Source organism: Desulfosporosinus sp. (assembly GCF_014237355.1).
Lineage (GTDB): Bacteria > Bacillota > Desulfitobacteriia > Desulfitobacteriales > Desulfitobacteriaceae > Desulfosporosinus.
Window position 1 is genome coordinate 21,695 of the sequence record NZ_JABZFS010000038.1, and the last position, 18,494, is coordinate 40,188.

Genomic DNA, 18,494 nt, shown 5'->3' on the forward strand with positions numbered 1-18,494 from the left:
GTTAGGTGACATGATCATATTTGCTTGAGCTAATTACTCTTCTACACCTGTGGTTTGCACAAATAATAATTCCACTATCATCCATTTCCTCAGTTTCCTTATGAGTACATATCGAAGGTTCTTTAGCCAGAGCGTCGATCTGTGCCTCGATGCTCTTTTTATAAATGACTAGATCGTCATAATATTGTTGCATATCTAGGTCAATCTTGATAGACGGAAACTTCATCCTTTATTTCTTCCCTTCGTGCGCCGCAATTACGGGCATCAACTCAGATATTATCTCTTCTGACGTCTTTTCTGTAGCCCTTACGACCGACTTAATCGCTCGGTTCTTGTAATCCTCAAAGCTTTCGAAGTTATCCTTGTTCATTTTCGGATATAAGGTAAGCCACATTTCCCAGAGGCTGTCTTCAGATTCTTTTTTCTGTGCTGCATTTAGTAGTTTTACGAGGTCTTTAAGTCTTACCTTGCTTGATCGATCAATCCCATAATGGCTATGCAATAGATTTAATGTTTTCGCATACCCTATCGCATAGCATCTTTGAAAAAACTCATTGTTTCTTTGTCGGAAAAGATTCCTTTGAATGATTTAAAGGTAATTATGAAGTTTTGTTTTCTAATATCTTCGACTGGTTTGTCCTCAAAGACAGCGACGATTTCAAAGACTTCGTCTTTTACCTTGGCTGAGTTTTTAAGAACATACTTAATAAGATGAATACCTAACTCTTTCTGATTCAGTTCCTTACCCTTATTTTCTTCGGCAAACTTTTTCCGGTACCCGTCAATATCTAGTTTATCGTAAAGATCAACCACCGAAGGGAGCATGTCAAATGCTTGCTCTGTGGATATCATGCTTTTCACCTCTAAAATATTAGGGCAGGGATTTCTCCCCGCCTTTTATTACGCAGCTGGAGTTAAATCAGCTACCGTCTCAACCTTAAACAGGTTTGCAGTGTCATCCGTTGCATCCCAGTGCGCCTTAATCTCCAAGCTTACTTCACCTTCGCCTTTAGGTTTTGCAGCTAAAGCAAACTCTTTATCAGACATGGCGTTATACAGTGTGATCTTTCGGTATCCCCCGCCGATAACCTTGCAAAACATTGTGACATTTTTAAGGTATGCTTCGCTTGCAATAACTCCGATATTTGCACTAGTGCATGTAATTGTCCCAGCCACACTGTCATAGGTTGCCCACGGCATCGCCAAGGCTAAGGATGCCATAGATGTGTCAAGAGTGATGACCGTTAATGATGCGTTAATATCTTCGACTACTTTCATATCTTTTGTGTCACCCTTTTGACCATCGAACGGGATTTGCCTAACGGTAGCAGTGGCTTTGAATTCTCCACCGCCTCGCGTTGGTCCGAGCATCGCGGCATCTAATTCACCAAAGTTTTTAAAGATTATCCCGTAGTCAATCTGTACATTTTCAAGTTGTTCCGTTGTTAATTCTGGCAATCTTATCACCCTTTCCTAATTAATCTACCCGAGTAATTGTGCTGCCTTCTTTCAATCGACTCGTCATCGTCATCTACTGGCAATATGTTGTCCAGGAAGAATGTTACTACTAACTCATCATTGATGAATGTTTTTTTATCGAGGCCAGTTGGAAGGTTTGTAACCGGGTCTTTCTTGCCCTTAAGTAATTCCATAAGCGTTTCAAGTTCGGTTGTGTCTCCATTGGTCGGCTTATCCCATCCATCGATAGTTAAGACACAAATTTCAAAACCTTCACCGTCTGGATATAACGGGCAAGTGAATACTAAATAGGGGAATTCTGCCGTGGAAGGGGCGCGTCTGTAATATACGCGAGGATGAATAGTTTTGAGGTAAGTTGTTATGACATTTCTAAGTTTAATCATCTGCCTCTTCATCCCCCACTTCCGGTAATCCATTTTTTCTGATGTCCTCAATTTTCCTGATAAAGTCAGATTGAATGTCCTTGATCTTATCAATATTGCGGAATACTGGCGCCCTCAGGTAATCAGTCCCTTGCATTTTTACCGTCCCGAACTGCACCAAGTGAGCATGATAAGCGTAACGATAACCTTTTTTTCTTGCCCTCGCCCTGTTGTAGACTCCGATCTGTAGCACCGGCGTTTCGTTTGACTTACCCTTTACCCATGACCCGACATTCTTTTTAAGCACACCCTCATAGACTGGTACGGTTCTCTTAATCTCTTTTCGAAGAAGCTTAGCTGTTTCCCGGAGTGCTTGCTTTTCAAGTTTTGCTATAGCAGCCTTTACTTCCTTAGCGTTTGACTCAAATTGAACACCCATCACATCGCCCCATTTACAAGGCCGGAGCAGACAAGCTCAATGTCTTCAAAATCTTCAATACCCTTTGATTGTCTAGGAGCATAGGTTCTATCAACCTTATACTTAGTCCCCTCAAACTCAACTATCTTCTGCCCATCATACTCGAACTTATTAACTGCAAAGACAAAACTTGGTTTAAGTCCATTTGCCGCCGCTTGGTAGTGCTCAGACCTTGTAACAGATAAGACGTCACATAGGACGTTCAGTCTTGATTCTATCTGGATAGCATCTCCGATATCGTTTTCCCCATAGGTTACACTAATTAAAGTGAGTTCGTTATCTTTGGTCATGTAATCACCTCATCGGGAGGTATTCCTACATGGATCATTAAGTTATGCAAACGATATTGTAAATGCCTTGGCATCCCGGTATTACTATCGCGGCTTTGATAGCGCCAGGTTACATAGTCAACCGCAAAGATCAAATGATAAGGGTTAGCCCCATCCAGGACTAACCCTTTCTCATCTTCTAGTTCTTTCAGAACACCCTCAACTATGGCCGTCAAGTAGGTGTCCCGCACTGTTGTCTTTATGCCCAAACGCTCTTTGACTAAAGCCAGTACTGTTGCGGTGTCCATATTAATCCCTCACTTACGCAGTAATAGTATAAGCAGCTGTCAGAACTGCAGAATTTGTCAAGCCGCTCTTAATGGCGATGGCCTTGATTGTAGTATCAGCAGTGACATCAATAGGTCCGTTGTATGCAGTTTTTGTTGCATCCGGAGTGCTGCCATCAGTTGTGTAGTAAATCGTTGCTCCTACAGTATCACATGTTAGAGACACTTCCTGAGCTCCGGAGTATTCGCCGGCAATCGGTAAGGCTTTAGGAGTTGCCACAGTGTTAGCCACATCCTGAGCAAACAATACCGAGGTTGTTGGGGCAGAGTTTGCGATGTTAACCATGACGAAACCTTCTCCGAATACTGGTTTACCATCATAACGAGCTGTGCCCTTAAATACTGTTTGGTCCTCGATAAACCGAGCGTGTTCAGATACGGCAAGCTGAGAACCAGCACGTTCAGCAAGGAGGTACAGCGACCCAAATCCACCAATGATGTCGTTATCTGCTACGAACTCTAGGATTATGACATCACCACCAATGATCGGCATGGTTTGATTGAGGGAGGCAACTAAAGCTCCTGCTGCATTAAATTTAAGAGTTTTGGAAAGTAAGGTAGCATATGTGATAGAATTCATAACCCAGAACTTTGCCCCGGAGGAATAGTTTGGTTTCGCAACAGATAAAAGCAACATGAATGCAGCGAAGAACTCCTCTGCCGTTTTTCCTGCCGGGTCAATTTTTAGCAAGTTAGAAGCGTGAAGATCTGTCCAGGCAGGGGCATTGTCATCCCAACTAGCTGGTTTTGCCGTTTGAGCTAAACGTGTTGCGATGCCAATGGGCATCTTCGTTCCGGTGCCAAAAAGGATAGCTTTATCAATAGCGTAACCAATAGCTTGACCAAGTGCGTCTAAGATTTCGTTAGCGAGATTCAAGTCGCTATCTTCGAGGGTAGAATTTGGGATTGGTACAAATCCACCAACTTTGTAACCATCAACTTCAACCTGATTAAAGCTAAGAGCTAATTCGTTAAGAGCTCCAACCGCTTCCATCCAGATACCTTCCGGGATGGTTCCTGCAACATTCTGACGAGCTTTACCATTAACAGGCTTCAGTCTAACCTTTGTGATCAATTTGCTATAACGGTGTAGGTTGTCTCTTAAAAGATCAAGTACAACTTCGGGGATTAAGAGGTCTGTCCCTGAAACTGCTCGTTGTTGGCCCTTAAACTCACGAACTCGGGAAAGGAAGTCTTTAACCTCAGTATTGGCTAAAAATGCAGAGCGTTGTTCTGCCTCCATGTTTCTGAAAAATCCTGTACCTCTCATTCTTACTTCGCCTCCATTTTCTTTTTTGCGTTTTTCACCAGTAGACCCAGCCGGTGGGGTTTTTGACCTTTGATCAAGTTCGTCTAATTCTTTTTGCAGCTCTGCAATTTCGCCTTCAAGCTTTGATTTTGCTTCTTCGTTTTCACTCTGCTCAGTCGCAAGAGATTCCTGATCAGCCTCAAAGCTTGCGACAGCCTCATCCACCGCGGCCCTTTCCTCATCAGTCGATGCCTCAGTAATTTCATTGACAGCCGCCTCGAGTTCGGCCTCACGGGTTTTCATTGATTCGGATCTGGTTGTAAACTCAGTATCCTTAGCGCGTAATTCTTCGAGCTTTGCGTTTAGTTCCTTTTTGCGTCTATTGAGCATCAGTTGTCTTAATGCCATTTCTGTAACCTCTCTTTCGTTTTGGTTCGCCATGCTTGGATTTGGCGAGTTTTGATTTGGTCAAAATCTTTTTTCCTGGCCGCTATGGAGGTATCCTCATATGCAGGGAATGTAACACAACTAACTTCATGAAGCTCCACTGACATGATTGTCCAGTGTATAGTTCCGTCTTCCCGATACTCTGGCTTTTCATCAAGAATATCAAAACCAAAAGAGCATTGATCGACATCCCCACGTTGTACCCTTGCATAAAGATTCATTGCATCAGTGTCGGATTGATTGATTGTTATACGGCCCCATAAACCACGACTATCTACTTTGAGCTCAAGGGTTCCAGCCTTATTGCGTCCTAGTACAAGTCTAGTTTTATGGTCAATTAGTGCTCTAATATCACCGGCCAATGCGTCGTCAAAAGCGTGAGAATCGACGCTTTCAGTCGCGCCCGGCCATAACTCATATACACCACTGAATGTAGCAAAGTATCCTTCGATGTACTTTTCTCCATTGTCTTCTGCCGCTCTAAATCGAGTGGGCAGGCTTCTGACTTGCCTTATTTTACGATCCACCATCACCACCTCCTCCATTTAGTTTGTTTTGTTCGCCGAGCTTATCAGCAGGGATATAATTCTCTAGGGCAAGTAGTTCTTCCATGTCCTCCTCTGGCGACATCCCAATCCACTCGCGCCACTCATTTCTCCTCATAGCCATACGGTCCACCATCATACTTCCTGCATTAATAATCTCCGGCAAACTGTAAGAGTAAAGGCTGCGCGGATTGAATCGCCAGTAAAGATCTGGAGAGTAAAGCAACTTACGAGTCAATTCCTGCTCAATGATTTTTGCCTTTGACATAATCTGAGTGCCAATAAAGTTGTTAAACTCATCCTTGTTGAAGTTACCAACTCCAACTAAAAAAGGCGGCATGGTAAAAATACCAGCTACCGTCCTTTTATCGATCTCCATATTCTTGGCAATGGCTAAATCATTAAGCGTCAAAGGCTTGACCTGTTGAACATCAAAAAGATCAGCTGGGATAAACCAAGGCCTACCGTTTTCTGAGCTATCAAGATACTGAGAAGCAAGCTTTGTTCTTCCCTCAAGACTTGCAAACTCCTCAGTCAGTCCATCGACCTTAACTATGATCGAAGGTGCAGGACTTTCCATAAGTGCTTGCTTGGTTGTGCTGGCTTGCTTTAATCCCTTGAGTACATCCTTGAGGACCGCTCTGTATCCAGTCCCAATCCACGGTCTTTCTGGATCTGGATTGATGACAAAGTGAAGGACCTCATCGGGGCTGTATGTTACATCGCCATAACGGATTGCATAACCATTTGGAGTGTCGAAGAATGTTGCCCTCGATGGTTTAAGTGGTTCAAGGTTATCGAGGTATCCATCGGTGTCGTATCGTGGGTAAGTCACTTGGTTTCCTTCCCCGGGTAACATTAACGTCCAGACTAGGTTATAAATAAACGTTTTGCTAGTCATTAGCTTGTTAGGGTTAATGTCTAGCTTTCTTGATAACTCATTTTTTACCCGGATATCACCCTTGTCGGTATTCTGCATCAGATAAAGGGTCATACTGCTAATAAGGTCAGCATAGACATGCACGCACATCTTGACCTCTGGGCAATCCGAAAGCCGTGTGTATTGTCCGGCAGTCAGGATATTGTAAGCATCGATTGAACAGAGCCAAGATGTGTCGCTTCTCTTTGTTGTCGGTGTTGGAGCCCTATTCGTGTTGCCACGCTTTTTTCTCATTCAAACCACCCCGCTGCCTTTGTAGATTTTTCGAGGTCCTCTAACATTTGTACTGTCGCGAACACGTCAGCGTCAAAGATGTCAATTCTCTGATTCGGCATGACCTTTTCGTATTGCATCATGTCATCGGTTTTTTCAATACCTCTAACATTCTGAAGGCAATACTCATAAGCCTGGGAATGTAAGTAATAAAAGTTGCCATCCTTCGCCGCCTTTTCAATACGCCTGAAACCTTCTGACTTTTTATAAAAATACTGAGGTTGGTCAACGATCTTAAAGCCAGCCTTTTTCATTCCCATAAAGAATTCTTTTCCAAACTTTTTATCAAAGCCCACGAGCTTGATCTTGAATCCCATGGTCCTCATTTTTATAAACCAGTTAATAATATCGCTGTAGTTTACGGTTGGGCTGTTACACATATCAAGCCATCCGTCATCCTTCCAGCCGAATAGCGGAATATTATCTTCTTCTGCCTTGCGATGTGCTGCCACAATTGGAAACCATGCGTGTGTTATGGCAATATCAACGCCCTTGTACTCTCCATGTAACGCCGAAGTTGTTAAGTCGTGTAGTTTAGATAAGTCACCACCTCCATACCAGTTGATAGGAAATCTTGCCAACTCTTCAATGGTCCAGTTGTACTTTTTATCTGATGCTCGGAATTCTTCGACATTGAAATATGCTTTCATTGCCGCCGTATAAACATTGAGCGATTTTGCGAAGAAATCTTTTCTCTGTTGCGGATCATTCTGAGCTTGCATCGCATCGTTCATAATGTCCTGCGGACGGATCGAAACACCATAAGCAGGATTGGCCATTTCATGAATGATTGGGTTCGTGTAATCTACATCCCCGCTTTCATCTTGATCCGCTTTACAAATAAAAACAAAATAAGCTTCGTCCTTGACTGTGCCATCAAGGATCTTTTTACAGTATTGCAAGCGTTGATAACAAAAAGAAGTCATATCATCTCCGGCTGTCGTGATTCCGATCATGAGTTTGTTTGTGTATGCTTTCATAGCTTCCTTGATAATGTTGTATTGTTTCGGAGATTTGTAAGCATGGATTTCATCGGCTATCCCAATATTACAGTTCAAGGAGTCTTGACGATCCGGATTGGCTGCTAATGCTTGGATGAAAATAGATCCGTCTCCTATATCACCCTGGATGCTATGCTCTTGGTTGTTATCGATGACTCTAAAGTTTTGCTTTTCTCCCATTTGATCAAGATTAAAATTTATAAAATTAAAGCTTTCTAAAGATTGCTTCATAGCCGCCGACACAATATAAACTTTTGAACCGCTTAACCGCTCAAGGATACCAAGCGCCCAGGCCAAAGCAGCGGCGAACGAAGTCTTAATATTTTTACGAGGAATATAAATAAAGACTTCCTTGACTCGCCTGATTTTTGTACCCTTATGATAAAACCCAAGTATGCCGTAAACTTGGAATTTGTGAAATGGTTCTAATAAAAAAGGCTCTCCTCGTAATGGAGTGCCATCTAATCTTTCACCTTGCATATGGACAAAAGTTTTTTCAATTATTCCTATGACAAACTCTGCGTCTTTGGGATTGAAATCATAGTCTGGATTTTTTAAGTCATTCAGAAATCTTTGACAGCCTTGGATTTGTTCCTTACAGGCAACTTTGCGACCTTCAACAATACTGTTGGCATATTCGAGCACGAGATCAAAGTTTTTATGCTTCACGTTTGAGATCACCTAATGCTTGAGCCAGTTTTGATTTGCCCTTTTTATTTTTAGTATCAGTCACTTCAGCTTTAGGGTTTAAGAGTAACCGATCTGAATATGCCAGTATATCTTTTCTTAGGCTTTCGAGAGTTGACACGATAGGTGATTTTTTATACCCACCATCTGCAGTCATTTCCTGAATCTTGTAATCATTGGTTACGAACCTTTCAGTTAGGATTTCATACTGTTCGACAAGCTCTGAGTAGATATCAATTATTGAATCATACTCTTTTTTATAAGTAGCTAGCTTCTTCATGAAGCTTACAGTTTTTGACTTAATTGACTTTTTTGACCTGGCCGCCAACTCTCTCACCCCCTCGAAAAAAACTTTTTGAAGGTCGCTCTATTGGAAAGACCTCCCCCCTCCGGTCCCTGGAGATTATTTTTCTAAAAGTCGAAGGTGGGGGGCTACCCTTGGTTCAGTGATCTGTAAAGATCTCCCATTACAGCTGAACATTCAATGACTTCGCTCGTTGTAGTGTTTTCGTTATTAGAAATCTTTGCTAACAACTTGATTTGATCACGAATTATTCCATTGATCTCATCCACTCTCTTGTCCTCCCTTCTACCATTCCCCTGCATACTTCTCGATCCACTTCAATCCAGTCTCGCCCATCCTCTTAACCCAAGTCAGCCCAATGTTCGTTAGCTTCCTACTCAACCTATCGTGCATCTTATCGTGACATGAATCGCAAAAGCTAATTAAGTTAATACTCATCAGAGCCAGGGAGATCCTGTAGCTCAGGCACCAGGCAAGTGGGATAATGTGATGCACTGTCGTTGCCGCTGTCGTCTTGCCATACCTCTTACACTCTCGACACATATATTCATCGCGCCTTAGTATCTTTTCGCGCTTGTGTATCCACTTTGTTGTTTTGTAAAAGTTCATTTTGGACCTCGACCTCTTCTCCCTTTGTACATTCTGGGCACCACATTCTGTCCTGATAAGAAAAGAACTTCTTTTTACAGATCGGGCATTGGAAAAGAGCTGGCTCAATTCTTGTTCTCTTAGGCACTACTTTTCACCGCCTTAAGGGAATGCAAAAAGCCGCCCACGCTGGACGGCTTTCTTTCTTAAATAAAATTCGATGGTACAAGTATAACACGGCATATTTTTGCTGTAAATTCGCGATTTATTCGCGCTAAATATCTAGCCTCAATCCATCTACACCAAATAACAAAACACTAAGTTCGTTAATCATTTCGTTCCGCCACTTCCATACAGAAGTATCTCCGCAATGAACTTCAGCAGCTATTATCTGCTTTCTTTCCGTCAAAGGTATAACACTCTTAACCGGATCAAGATAGAGTTTTTCGATGACAACATACTTTTCTAACTGCCCTTTATCAGCCATCTTTGTCCGAAGTCTACCTAAGCAGGCTTCAATGTGAAAAACCATAACTAATGTCCGTATTCTACTTCGCCTAATAGATCGAATGATGATATCATCTGCATCGTCTCCATCGAAGTCGAAAGCCACCAAGTCTTCTTCTGATGCTTTATCTTGCGATAACTCAAAGTGCTCGATTAGACTAAGATAGTTTTTGAGTAGTAATTCGGTATTATGGAATCTACTTTTCCATATCCTTTCTAGTTCATCTTTTTTCTGGAGTTTAAGTGCTTCAATGGCGGCTGCTTTGGCTATTTCGTGAACATTAACAGTACCATTCTTTTTACCGCTCATTGATGTTCCACCCCCACCCAATTGTTAAACCTTTATTCGGAACTCTTTCCATTTGCACCACATTTCTTCGAGTTCATCAAGCCTTTCTTTAATTCTGGCATCTGCGAACCGCTTAAGCCTCAACCGCTCCAATTCGGCAATTATAAGGTTTCTTCGTCCGCTTAACTTCACGCTCTCTGCAGAAATCCATTATGCTATTTCAATTCCGTCAGGTACTACCCAGTCCCAAAATCCTTGTGAGCCTTTAGCCTGAATAGGAGTTTTAAAATGCTTTACGTCCTCAAATATCCATGCATACCGTCCTTTAGTGTAGTCACCCAAATGTATCTCTGTAGGACTTAGCGTTTCAAGGAACGCCTCATCGATGCGCTTACAATCAACCAGGTTTCCTACTGCCAGCACGTGACCGGTTGGGAGCCTCTCTAGGGAATATGGAAATAACAAATTGCTGATAACCGTTATGGATCTCGGATTTATTAAACTTTTTACCTCTTTGAATGGTTTCTTCGCAGAGTGTATTGCAACCGCTCCCCGGACATTAGTTGCCCAACTCCGTGTCTCGATCTTCTTGTGTCTTTCTGCCAGTAATGTTGCAAAGGGCTGCCATATTGTTAGAGCTCTCATCCGTTCATTTCCTCCTAAAATTCAAATTGGCAAGCGCTTGCGAATTTAGGTTATCCCGCTCAGGAGCAGTATCATTTGACTAGTCGCCTTTACTCGATAGCTTTCGAGTTCTTCAGCCTTAACGTATTTGCGGCCGTATATCTTTTTCATGTCACGCCATGCAGTCCACGGTACCCGGAAGAAGTCCTGGAACGCGAAGGATACCACTACAAAGGTCAACGCTCCTAGCTGATAGTGCTTTTCAAGTCCGTCAAGCTGCTCCTGGGTTAGCCGGCCCCGCTCAATGCGATCATTATCCGTGTGTTTAGCCTCAAAGACAATTGCCTGCCCACCTCGGATGGTGCCTTTATAATCTGGTTGAGCAGCTTTTTCAAAGCAAGCAATAAAGCGCCCCGGCTGTCTCGGTACTGGCTTTAGGGGCTTCATTGGCTCCGGAGTCTTTTCTATGTGAGCAATGCTTTGAACGCGATAGTAGTCGCATGCTGAAGAAATAAGATTTTCGAAGTATTCGCCTACAACCTTTGACCTCTTCCCTTGGAGCTGGCGGCGTGGATCCTTCACTCGTTTCATGGCCTCAAAAGCAGTAGGATCATTGTATCCTTCGGCGTTCTTGCGATGGTCTTTATTCACTCGACTCACCTCCGTCAGAATGGGATATCGTCGTCAGCAATATTAACTTCATGCCCGAATGAACTTGCTCCACCAGTGCTCCCACTGTCCTTAGGGCTTAAGAAACGGACATTTTCTGCAATTACCTCTGTAACCCAGCGTTTCTGATCGTCTTGAGCGGTATATGAGCGGACTTGAATTCTTCCGTCGACCGCTGCAAGTTTCCCTTTAGCAAGATAGTTTGCACTAAGTTCGGCTAGCTGCCGATAGACTACGCAATTGATAAAGTCAGTCTCTCTTTCCCCTTGTGCATTTTTATAATTACGGTCGACCGCTAACGTGAAATTGCAGACCGCTACGCCGTTTGGTGTATAACGTAACTCTGGATCCTTCGTAAGGCGTCCGATTAACACGACTCTGTTTAGCATGCTTTATCCTTCTTCCCTCCGATGTCTTTAAACCCAGTGGCTTTATCCTTGTCAATTTTCATTAGGCTCGTCCTCCTCAAAGATAAAATGCCTCGTACTTCCCCGGCTTTGGTGGTTCCGGAGGCTTATCTCCCGGGTCCTTATTCCGATTGTGTGCTTTTTGGTTTTTGCGCTCAGCTTCTCGGCCTAAAACATGATCAACAGTCAGGACACCGGCTTCGCGCCAGTCAGTAAGTACCGCTCGTAAGTAATGCATATTCCTAGCGTTTGCATCAAGGCAATACTTCAATGCCTCGATAACCACGGCATCCGGATCAGGACTGCCACGCGAAAGAAACTCATCGGACCACGAAATAATGGTCTCTGCATCTCCGGGAGGAATCAGTCTCCCCCAGTGTTTCTCTGCCCAATCAACCGCTCGTGTGCCAATGGACATGATGCTCGCGTTCCCTGTTTTGGTTTCGTCTTCACTCGGTTCGTCCACGATTTGAGCGGTGTCGTTCGCGTTTTCCTTGAATTCGTTCACATTTTCAATTCCCCTATTCGATTCGTTGTCGTTGTCCGTCTTTTCCTGGCCCGATGATGAGGAAGACAAAGAAGGAATAGAAGGAAAAGAAGACAAAGAAGGAATAGAAGGAAAAGGCTTGCTCGTTTCGGTATTTCCATTGCTAGCCGTGTAATTTCCGTAACTTTCCACGACTATGTCATCAACGGGCGGTGGCGGTATTTGGCTAGCAGCTTCTTTGGGATGTGGTTTTTGATGTTTGGCGAAATTAACGACTTGGATGTAATTTGTTTCGTCGATAGAGTATCTAACAATAAAGCCTGAATCGTGAAGGCTTTGTAAATACTCATCTATGTTGCATTCATCGTATGGAAGAATAACCGCTTTGAGTTTTTTAGGTCGATCCTCCAAACGTCCTTCCTTGTCTGCATGGCCCCATAGCCCAATAAAGAGCAAACGGGCCAATGGGTTAAGTTCTGCCAAATACTCATTCTCAAAAAAGCTGGGCTTGATATTTCTCGAACGTGCCACCATTGACCCTCCTCATCACAATTTCTCTGACATCTTTCCGATTAGCGCCTTGACTGCGCTCCTGTACTTATCGCGATCACCATCTTCGATTTCTTCCAATACACGGAGCAGTTCCCCAAATCCTTTTACTAACGAGTCAAAATGTAGTTTGAATCTAATAGTCGCTGTACTGATCGGCTGAGATCCCTTGGCCTCGAGTTCCTTATTTCGCTCTCTAAGTTCGGCGAGTTCTCGCTCGATCTCTTCCGGTACTCTCTCGACTACCGGTGCAGCTGTAACTTCAATCGGCTTATCTAGCTCCTGAGTAAGTGTATCAACCAGCTTTCGGGCCTCTTCAAGCTCTTTCTGTAGTTGCGTTACCTTTTCATCAGAAGCACCATTGGCTTTAGCCTCACTCAATAGTCCAGCTAGCCGCTCAGCTTCAGCTTTCGATTGCTGCCGCTCCTCCTCAAGGGCATCCTGAAGCCTTTTAACATCGGCCTGGGTATCTCGAAGGACTTTATCGGTAACACGCAAATCTGACTCAATGTTCTGCTTCTCTTCGAGTAATTTCTGCGCTTCTTCTGCCTTTTCATCGGCTATGCGTTTGGAATTAACGGCAACGGTTTTATCTTTAGCCCATGCGACCTCAAGCTCCATGACTTTGGCCTCAAGCTCTTGCTTTTCTTTGATGGCTTGCTGCAGCTCCCTGGTGGACATATTGTCAATATCATGGTCATGGATAAATGCCGCTCTCTCATCCTGAGGAATCCCCAGGAGCGCAACGGCTTGGGTATAACTCAAATTGGCAAGCGCGTGCGATTTTGCATTATCACAGAATAGAACCATCTGGCTTGATCCGTATTCCTCAAAGATCCTTATTAAATTGCTGGCAGTACGCTGAGAATAATCAACTGATTTACTGAGCCAATCTCCCCACTCCCCATGAGGAAGCATGAGTTTTGCCTCAGCTAGCCGGCGGCCTATCTCAATACTGTTAAACAGAACTATCTTGCGAGTTTGTTCTTTGATGCTGTTAATCTCAATGGCAATCATATCCGGCGTTCGATCCACGGATAGATTCTTGTCCACCATAGCGATCTCGTTCATGTGCGTTCCTCCTTACGTTTATGCTGGTACCAGGACACGTGCTTTTTCTTTTTTAGGAGTGAGTTTCTTATTGGTAAATGCCTTGATGAATTGATCGACGTCGCCACCTGGCGGATATGAGCAATTGTTCCTTCCTCTTACTTGCCAGATCGTTTTGCTTTTGATTTCAACCGTAAAATAGGGCTTGTCCGGCTCAGATACTTTGCGAATAAATAGGATATCAGTCTCACCCTTCGCATATCGAGCGGCATAACCACCGACACAATGATGTAGAGCGCTGCCTTCATTGATGAGCTCCCCAGTGCTTTCAGCAGCTCGAATGAATAAGCCTAAGTGCTCAAAGTAATAGGTTTTTAGGTAATTTGTCCTTAACTTAATTTTTACGTTTAGAGCCTTATCCTCATTAAGCTTAATTTGTTTTATGGTGTTCTGATGGGCCGTATACAGATTCCTCGGGAAAAGCACCATTTCATCTTTGAGGTTCATTTCGAGCGTGATACAATCCGCAATATAATCTCGCCATGTAGTTAAGGCATTGTAAAAGTTGGCAAAGTGCTTGCTGTTTTTTTCAAGTTGTCCTGTAAGGTAATTAAAGGATTTCCTCAAGGAAGTATGTTTCAATGTGATTAGTAAGTCGTTAAGGTGAAATGGTTGTTTTCGTAGAGCCCCTATCTCGGTAGGAGATAGATTCGATCCGTCCTTCCGCGATAATTGCATTATCTTTAAAAATAGTGGGTCAAGTGAAACCTTAGATGCCTTAATTTCATTGAACTCTTTTTTCGAAAGCCTTAATACTTTGAATAAGGTCTTACCTCGCCAGTTGATGGTGCTGTAGGTCATTTCGCCAGCCAGCTTTGCTTTAACAATGTCCTCAAATCCCAACTTAGTAAGATACTCAATGCTTGGATACTTTGAGTAAAGATCAAAGAATTTGACCATATCCTGATGGTGATATGACTCCCATCCGCTCCAGCCAAAGGGCGTATCCTTTACCGCTTCCCTGATGCTTTCCTGGGAATATTTAGTGGCAATAAATCTCATGTTATCAGCGTTGTATTGACTATATATGGAATGAACGGATTTCCGTAAATCAAACGTCCCGTGCTGCATTGTTTTGGCCTTTGAATAATAGCCGTACCGCTCAAACATCAAGCTCTTACCCATGGTGAAGATATACCTGGTTCGTTCTACGCAGATCGTTTGGACAAAGTGATAGTTATCTGAATAATCACGAACGGCATAGATTCCTCTGGCAATAATAATCCCCGGATCTTTAGGAGATTTTTCGTAGTAGACGAAATATGCCTCATCAATCAATTTCTTGCGACGAAGACCGCTTGCTTTGACGGTACATGCGCTATTGCATTCCGGGCATGTTTTTGTTGAATTATGGGAGTAACCATTTGTTTTAAATTCTTGCTTACAATGGGTGCAATAGCCATATTGTTGCTTCCCTTGACGCCTGGTAAAGATATACCGACTATGACGGAATACGTCATCCGTGGCATATCGTAAGATGTCAGGGCTTAACCCTTCTGGAAAATGGTCCATATATTCAGTAAACATCAAATACCTCCTATGACAGCAAGTCCTCAAGCTTGATATCAAAGTCATCGACAGGCTTTGTGGCTGTTGGTGCAGATGGAGCGGTTGGATTTACGGCCGCTTCCTTTGGAATGCTTTGTGGAGGAATATTTGAGGCGGGACCTGGAGCGGCCGCTTCAATCCCATAATATTTAAGGACAACAGTAAACCCTTCCTGATCGGTGAGCACAGCGCAATTACCGACCTTCTTTTTAGAGGCCTCCTTTCGCATTTCCTCAAGGCTTTTAGCAATGGTTTTGTCTATGGCCAGAATCTTCTCCGCACCCTGGGGATGTAATTCTAAATGCTGCAGCAGAAATCCACCGACCACTTGAATGTAGGAGTTAGCTGTATTTTGAGTCATTTCAGACCGTATCTTTTCAATTGCTTTTGCGTGCAACGTTATCTCACCTCTCAAAATATTTCATTGCCTTTTCTGAGGCATCCTTAAGCTTGATGAAGTCTTCTTCCGTCCCGCCTACGTCCGGATGCATCGTTTTGGCTAACTGTCGAAACCGCTCCTTAATGTCCTCCTGGCCGTTAGGTATTTGCTCGAAACCTAAAAATCTAATAAAGTTCGGGATCTCTACTGGAGGCGGGAGAAACTTCATCCCTGCTACCCAGGTACCCAGTTCAGATCCCCCGTTCGACCATTCGGGCAAGATCCTCTAGAGCTAATACGACTTGTGCAAATGCATCTGAACCATATCGAAGATTAATTCCTTTAGACTTTGCCTTCTCTATGCTGTGCTCGAATCGGTAAAGCTCATTCTGGTAGCGGAATTCGACCCAACAGCCAAATCGATCAAAGTTGTAAATAAACTCCTTGACTCCGATCCGTTCCATGACTCGTTCGAGTTTCCGCTCGTAGGAATCAGAGTCTCCATATTGCTTCTTATTCCCCATAGCTCTCCTTCTCTCTTAAGTCTCACTACCGTGTCTATCATCAGGATGACAGCCATCCTTGCAATACCAATCCTTTTGCTTGAAAGCATAGGAAACTTCCTTCTGCTTTCTCTCGCTCCATTTCCTTTTCAAAATGAACACGTGGCCAATTTTCATATCCTTTGGTGATCTTTCTTTTCCGCAATAAGCACATTCGACAGTGCCGGCAATTATAACCGCCATTAGCCCACCTTCCCTTTCCGATCCCGCACCCTTTTATAAAGGTTGTACCATGGTATATTGTAGAAGCTCGCTATCTCGGTCCAATAAAGACCGCTTTCCTTGAAGCGTGAGATATCTTGATAATCCTCTTCGCTAATCTGAGGCCTCACCATATCAGGATGATCACTCTGCAATTTCTCAAAAGCAGTTTCGATGGAACAATCGGTAAGGATGGCCACGGCCATGGCGTAGTAGTTAAGTTTAACTTCATAGGATTCTACTCCAGCCATAAGGACCACAACCCTTTTCATTTCATTCCACATTCCATTAATGTTTCAACTCCAGCGATAGTTATGGTACAATCTAGGTGATATGTTTTTCCTTTGGCTTCCGTTGGCGCGGAAGCTTTTTTATTTTCCATAACATCCCAGGGTAATGATTCATCGTTAAGAGCTGCACACATAGACTCAATGACATTACGAATCTCATCTAATTGAGTTGAGATATCCGAATTGCATATAATGCTTCGGATAATTCCAATCGCGTAAGCTTGTAGGTTTCGCCTCCCGGCAATTTTGGCGAAGTCAATGAACCAGGCTTTACGGTCCAAGCCGCTCAACACTCCCTTCGTAATTTCCTAACCTTCCTAGATACACGGTGCACAACCTCAAAGCACTGAGGGCAATCCTTCACGACCAGCCAGTTTAACGGATTAAGTCTTAGAGATTTCAGTATCTCTCTTTGCCTTCTCGTTGGTTTCTTTCCGTTCTTCAGCGCTCTCGCCTCCCCATGCCAAACGGCCTTATAATTGTCGGTGTAACTGGCCTTTGCCCAATCATCCGACCGTCCATATACTCAACAATTACCTCATCATCAGTAACCGTTGCTCTTGTTTTGTGTGATTCTTGAGGATCTAGTTCCCGGACCGTGTTTCCACTGTGCAAACGCTGCGCCCATTCTTGGTGGTAACGCTTCTCTCGCTGGAGATTCTGATATGCCTCAACTTCAGCCTTGATCCAATCAACCTTGAGGAACTGTTTTCGGATAGCCTTTTTGATTCTCCCTAGCATCGTCTCCCCTTCTTTCGCTTGCTCTTAGGCTTAGATTTAGGGTAAGCGGCGTACTTCTCTGATCGTGGCAAAATGTCCACTGGCTTTGTGGCTTTTGGGGCAAGGGCCATTTCAGTAAACCAATAGCCTTCTTCCCCTAACTCCCAAACCGCTCCACATCGGCAAATATATTTGACTTCCCCTTCCGGAAAGTCCACGGCTTGTCCGCATATACAAGTCTTGATCGCTTGTTTAACCATAGATAACCTCCTACTTCAGCGCTTGTTTAACCATAGATAACCTCCTACTTCAGCGCTTCTAGTTGCATCATCAATACTAAGAATTTGCCCATAGCAACTTCAGTTTTTTGGGAGTCTTCCACTTCAAGGGCTTCCACCATCTCATTAGAAACATCTCTAAGCTTCTTGAATATGTCTATAGCTTCCAATTCCTATACCACCTTTCTAATGTTTTTACTCCCAGTTCCCTGAGCTCTTTCTTCCACCAGGCTTGCACCTCAGGCTTACAATGTGCTAGCGCGTCCTCCCAAGTTGGTAACCGCCCATGCTGCTGATAAAACTTGTACTGGTAATATAGGCTTTGCGCATTGTGCGGCATATCTGGTTCGTGCTTCACAGCGCACTCTTGGCAAACGTCCGGAGCGCAGGGCATGAGCTTTCCTTCTTTAGCCATATTAATTACCTTGACATCCAATAATTTTCACCTTTCTTTCTTACGCTGCATTGACTTCTGCCTTTGCCTCCTCTTCTGAGTCAAAGCTTCCGGCAAATTTACCATCAATCCAGAGCTCTACATAGCCGCGCTTCTGGATGATCTCGTACGACATGGCATCACCTCCCCTTCTAGATGTTTAAGCAACAGCTCCTCTACTCATGGCAATAAAACATCCGGCCGCTATCTCAACCGCTTCACTTAGACTTGTCCGCTTGCCGAAGTTAAGTCGGTTGATTTGTATGTCCGTAGTCGCAAGGTCCATGACCTCCGCGAATTGAGCGGCTGTCAATGGACCTGTTTTTGTTTCGATGATTTTCCTGAGCAAGTTACCACCTCCCTCTTAATTACTTGGATCACCTCCCGGCAATATGGGCACTCCCAGTCCTCATTAAAAACCGACGAATAGGCCGGCTTGCCACATCTGGGACATTTACGTGTTTCCATGGC

The 18,494-nt window shown here is 43.7% G+C and carries 32 protein-coding genes; all 32 read right to left on the reverse strand.

Annotation, left to right across the window (positions count from 1 at the left end):
• Window position 1: 1 nt before the first annotated feature.
• The 32 genes from HGJ98_RS07195 to HGJ98_RS07350 all read right to left on the reverse strand — a co-directional run bounded on the left by HGJ98_RS07195 (window position 2) and on the right by HGJ98_RS07350 (window position 18,372).
• Entirely contained in the window at window positions 2-226 is a 225-nt protein-coding gene (locus HGJ98_RS07195; RefSeq protein WP_291350379.1) for a hypothetical protein, read from the reverse strand.
• Between the two features lie 3 nt (window positions 227-229).
• The gene (locus HGJ98_RS07200; protein ID WP_291350380.1) at window positions 230-502 is read right to left on the reverse strand and encodes a hypothetical protein; all 273 of its coding nucleotides are present in this window, start codon (window positions 500-502) and stop codon (window positions 230-232) included.
• A 23-nt stretch (window positions 503-525) separates the two neighbouring features.
• The gene (locus HGJ98_RS07205; protein WP_291350587.1) at window positions 526-852 is read right to left on the reverse strand and encodes a hypothetical protein; all 327 of its coding nucleotides are present in this window, start codon (window positions 850-852) and stop codon (window positions 526-528) included.
• Between the two features lie 48 nt (window positions 853-900).
• The gene (locus tag HGJ98_RS07210; protein WP_291350381.1) at window positions 901-1,458 is read right to left on the reverse strand and encodes a hypothetical protein; all 558 of its coding nucleotides are present in this window, start codon (window positions 1,456-1,458) and stop codon (window positions 901-903) included.
• Between the two features lie 5 nt (window positions 1,459-1,463).
• Window positions 1,464-1,862, reverse strand: coding sequence for a hypothetical protein (locus HGJ98_RS07215; protein ID WP_291350382.1), 399 nt, complete (start codon window positions 1,860-1,862; stop codon window positions 1,464-1,466).
• Window positions 1,855-2,280 (reverse strand): HK97 gp10 family phage protein, encoded by a 426-nt coding sequence (locus HGJ98_RS07220; RefSeq protein WP_291350383.1) that lies wholly within the window; start codon window positions 2,278-2,280, stop codon window positions 1,855-1,857. The genes HGJ98_RS07215 and HGJ98_RS07220 overlap by 8 nt, the downstream gene beginning before the upstream one ends.
• Window positions 2,280-2,609, reverse strand: a complete 330-nt coding sequence (locus tag HGJ98_RS07225) for a phage head closure protein (protein ID WP_291350384.1) — start codon at window positions 2,607-2,609, stop codon at window positions 2,280-2,282. The genes HGJ98_RS07220 and HGJ98_RS07225 overlap by 1 nt, the downstream gene beginning before the upstream one ends.
• On the reverse strand, window positions 2,606-2,896 hold the full coding sequence (locus tag HGJ98_RS07230) for a hypothetical protein (RefSeq protein WP_291350385.1): 291 nt from the start codon (window positions 2,894-2,896) through the stop codon (window positions 2,606-2,608). Before HGJ98_RS07230 ends, HGJ98_RS07225 begins: the two co-directional genes overlap by 4 nt.
• Window positions 2,897-2,909: 13 nt before the next feature.
• Window positions 2,910-4,592, reverse strand: coding sequence for a phage major capsid protein (locus HGJ98_RS07235; protein ID WP_291350386.1), 1,683 nt, complete (start codon window positions 4,590-4,592; stop codon window positions 2,910-2,912).
• Window positions 4,583-5,158, reverse strand: a complete 576-nt coding sequence (locus HGJ98_RS07240; protein WP_367142692.1) for an HK97 family phage prohead protease — start codon at window positions 5,156-5,158, stop codon at window positions 4,583-4,585. Before HGJ98_RS07240 ends, HGJ98_RS07235 begins: the two co-directional genes overlap by 10 nt.
• Window positions 5,148-6,350 carry a phage portal protein gene (locus tag HGJ98_RS07245; RefSeq protein WP_291350388.1) on the reverse strand — a complete coding sequence of 401 codons (1,203 nt, stop codon included), beginning with the start codon at window positions 6,348-6,350 and terminating at the stop codon, window positions 5,148-5,150. Before HGJ98_RS07245 ends, HGJ98_RS07240 begins: the two co-directional genes overlap by 11 nt.
• Window positions 6,347-8,059, reverse strand: a complete 1,713-nt coding sequence (locus HGJ98_RS07250) for a terminase large subunit (protein WP_367142693.1) — start codon at window positions 8,057-8,059, stop codon at window positions 6,347-6,349. The genes HGJ98_RS07245 and HGJ98_RS07250 overlap by 4 nt, the downstream gene beginning before the upstream one ends.
• Window positions 8,049-8,405, reverse strand: a complete 357-nt coding sequence (locus HGJ98_RS07255) for a P27 family phage terminase small subunit (RefSeq protein ID WP_291350389.1) — start codon at window positions 8,403-8,405, stop codon at window positions 8,049-8,051. Before HGJ98_RS07255 ends, HGJ98_RS07250 begins: the two co-directional genes overlap by 11 nt.
• 104 nt (window positions 8,406-8,509) lie before the next feature.
• Entirely contained in the window at window positions 8,510-8,650 is a 141-nt protein-coding gene (locus HGJ98_RS07260) for a hypothetical protein (protein ID WP_291350390.1), read from the reverse strand.
• A gap of 16 nt (window positions 8,651-8,666) precedes the next feature.
• A complete protein-coding gene (locus tag HGJ98_RS07265) occupies window positions 8,667-8,990 on the reverse strand; it encodes an HNH endonuclease (protein ID WP_367142697.1) in 324 nt (107 codons plus the stop codon).
• Window positions 8,991-9,243: 253 nt separating this feature from the next.
• Complete coding sequence (locus HGJ98_RS07270; protein WP_291350391.1) at window positions 9,244-9,786, reverse strand: hypothetical protein; 543 nt, start codon at window positions 9,784-9,786, stop codon at window positions 9,244-9,246.
• A 189-nt stretch (window positions 9,787-9,975) separates the two neighbouring features.
• Complete coding sequence (locus HGJ98_RS07275; protein WP_291350392.1) at window positions 9,976-10,410, reverse strand: ASCH domain-containing protein; 435 nt, start codon at window positions 10,408-10,410, stop codon at window positions 9,976-9,978.
• Between the two features lie 45 nt (window positions 10,411-10,455).
• Window positions 10,456-11,049, reverse strand: a complete 594-nt coding sequence (locus HGJ98_RS07280; protein ID WP_291350393.1) for a Holliday junction resolvase RecU — start codon at window positions 11,047-11,049, stop codon at window positions 10,456-10,458.
• Window positions 11,050-11,054: 5 nt separating this feature from the next.
• Window positions 11,055-11,447, reverse strand: coding sequence for a single-stranded DNA-binding protein (locus HGJ98_RS07285; protein ID WP_291350394.1), 393 nt, complete (start codon window positions 11,445-11,447; stop codon window positions 11,055-11,057).
• Between the two features lie 76 nt (window positions 11,448-11,523).
• Window positions 11,524-12,483: a DnaD domain protein gene (locus HGJ98_RS07290; protein WP_291350395.1), complete on the reverse strand. Its 960-nt coding sequence runs from the start codon at window positions 12,481-12,483 to the stop codon at window positions 11,524-11,526.
• Between the two features lie 15 nt (window positions 12,484-12,498).
• A complete protein-coding gene (locus HGJ98_RS07295) occupies window positions 12,499-13,572 on the reverse strand; it encodes a DUF3102 domain-containing protein (protein WP_291350396.1) in 1,074 nt (357 codons plus the stop codon).
• Between the two features lie 18 nt (window positions 13,573-13,590).
• Entirely contained in the window at window positions 13,591-15,138 is a 1,548-nt protein-coding gene (locus tag HGJ98_RS07300; protein ID WP_291350397.1) for a PcfJ domain-containing protein, read from the reverse strand.
• A 10-nt stretch (window positions 15,139-15,148) separates the two neighbouring features.
• The gene (locus HGJ98_RS07305; protein ID WP_291350398.1) at window positions 15,149-15,556 is read right to left on the reverse strand and encodes a hypothetical protein; all 408 of its coding nucleotides are present in this window, start codon (window positions 15,554-15,556) and stop codon (window positions 15,149-15,151) included.
• Between the two features lie 7 nt (window positions 15,557-15,563).
• The gene (locus HGJ98_RS07310; RefSeq protein WP_291350399.1) at window positions 15,564-15,767 is read right to left on the reverse strand and encodes a hypothetical protein; all 204 of its coding nucleotides are present in this window, start codon (window positions 15,765-15,767) and stop codon (window positions 15,564-15,566) included.
• A gap of 22 nt (window positions 15,768-15,789) precedes the next feature.
• On the reverse strand, window positions 15,790-16,062 hold the full coding sequence (locus HGJ98_RS07315; RefSeq protein ID WP_291350400.1) for a hypothetical protein: 273 nt from the start codon (window positions 16,060-16,062) through the stop codon (window positions 15,790-15,792).
• A 15-nt stretch (window positions 16,063-16,077) separates the two neighbouring features.
• A complete protein-coding gene (locus HGJ98_RS07320) occupies window positions 16,078-16,284 on the reverse strand; it encodes a hypothetical protein (protein ID WP_291350401.1) in 207 nt (68 codons plus the stop codon).
• Complete coding sequence (locus HGJ98_RS07325; protein WP_291350402.1) at window positions 16,284-16,574, reverse strand: hypothetical protein; 291 nt, start codon at window positions 16,572-16,574, stop codon at window positions 16,284-16,286. The genes HGJ98_RS07320 and HGJ98_RS07325 overlap by 1 nt, the downstream gene beginning before the upstream one ends.
• Window positions 16,571-16,873, reverse strand: a complete 303-nt coding sequence (locus tag HGJ98_RS07330) for a hypothetical protein (RefSeq protein WP_291350403.1) — start codon at window positions 16,871-16,873, stop codon at window positions 16,571-16,573. The genes HGJ98_RS07325 and HGJ98_RS07330 overlap by 4 nt, the downstream gene beginning before the upstream one ends.
• A 160-nt stretch (window positions 16,874-17,033) precedes the next feature.
• Window positions 17,034-17,333 (reverse strand): hypothetical protein, encoded by a 300-nt coding sequence (locus HGJ98_RS07335; protein ID WP_291350404.1) that lies wholly within the window; start codon window positions 17,331-17,333, stop codon window positions 17,034-17,036.
• A complete protein-coding gene (locus tag HGJ98_RS07340) occupies window positions 17,327-17,572 on the reverse strand; it encodes a hypothetical protein (protein WP_291350405.1) in 246 nt (81 codons plus the stop codon). Before HGJ98_RS07340 ends, HGJ98_RS07335 begins: the two co-directional genes overlap by 7 nt.
• Window positions 17,573-17,616: 44 nt before the next feature.
• Complete coding sequence (locus tag HGJ98_RS07345) at window positions 17,617-17,760, reverse strand: hypothetical protein (RefSeq protein ID WP_291350406.1); 144 nt, start codon at window positions 17,758-17,760, stop codon at window positions 17,617-17,619.
• Window positions 17,761-18,183: 423 nt separating this feature from the next.
• Window positions 18,184-18,372, reverse strand: a complete 189-nt coding sequence (locus HGJ98_RS07350) for a hypothetical protein (RefSeq protein WP_291350407.1) — start codon at window positions 18,370-18,372, stop codon at window positions 18,184-18,186.
• Window positions 18,373-18,494: the final 122 nt, after the last annotated feature.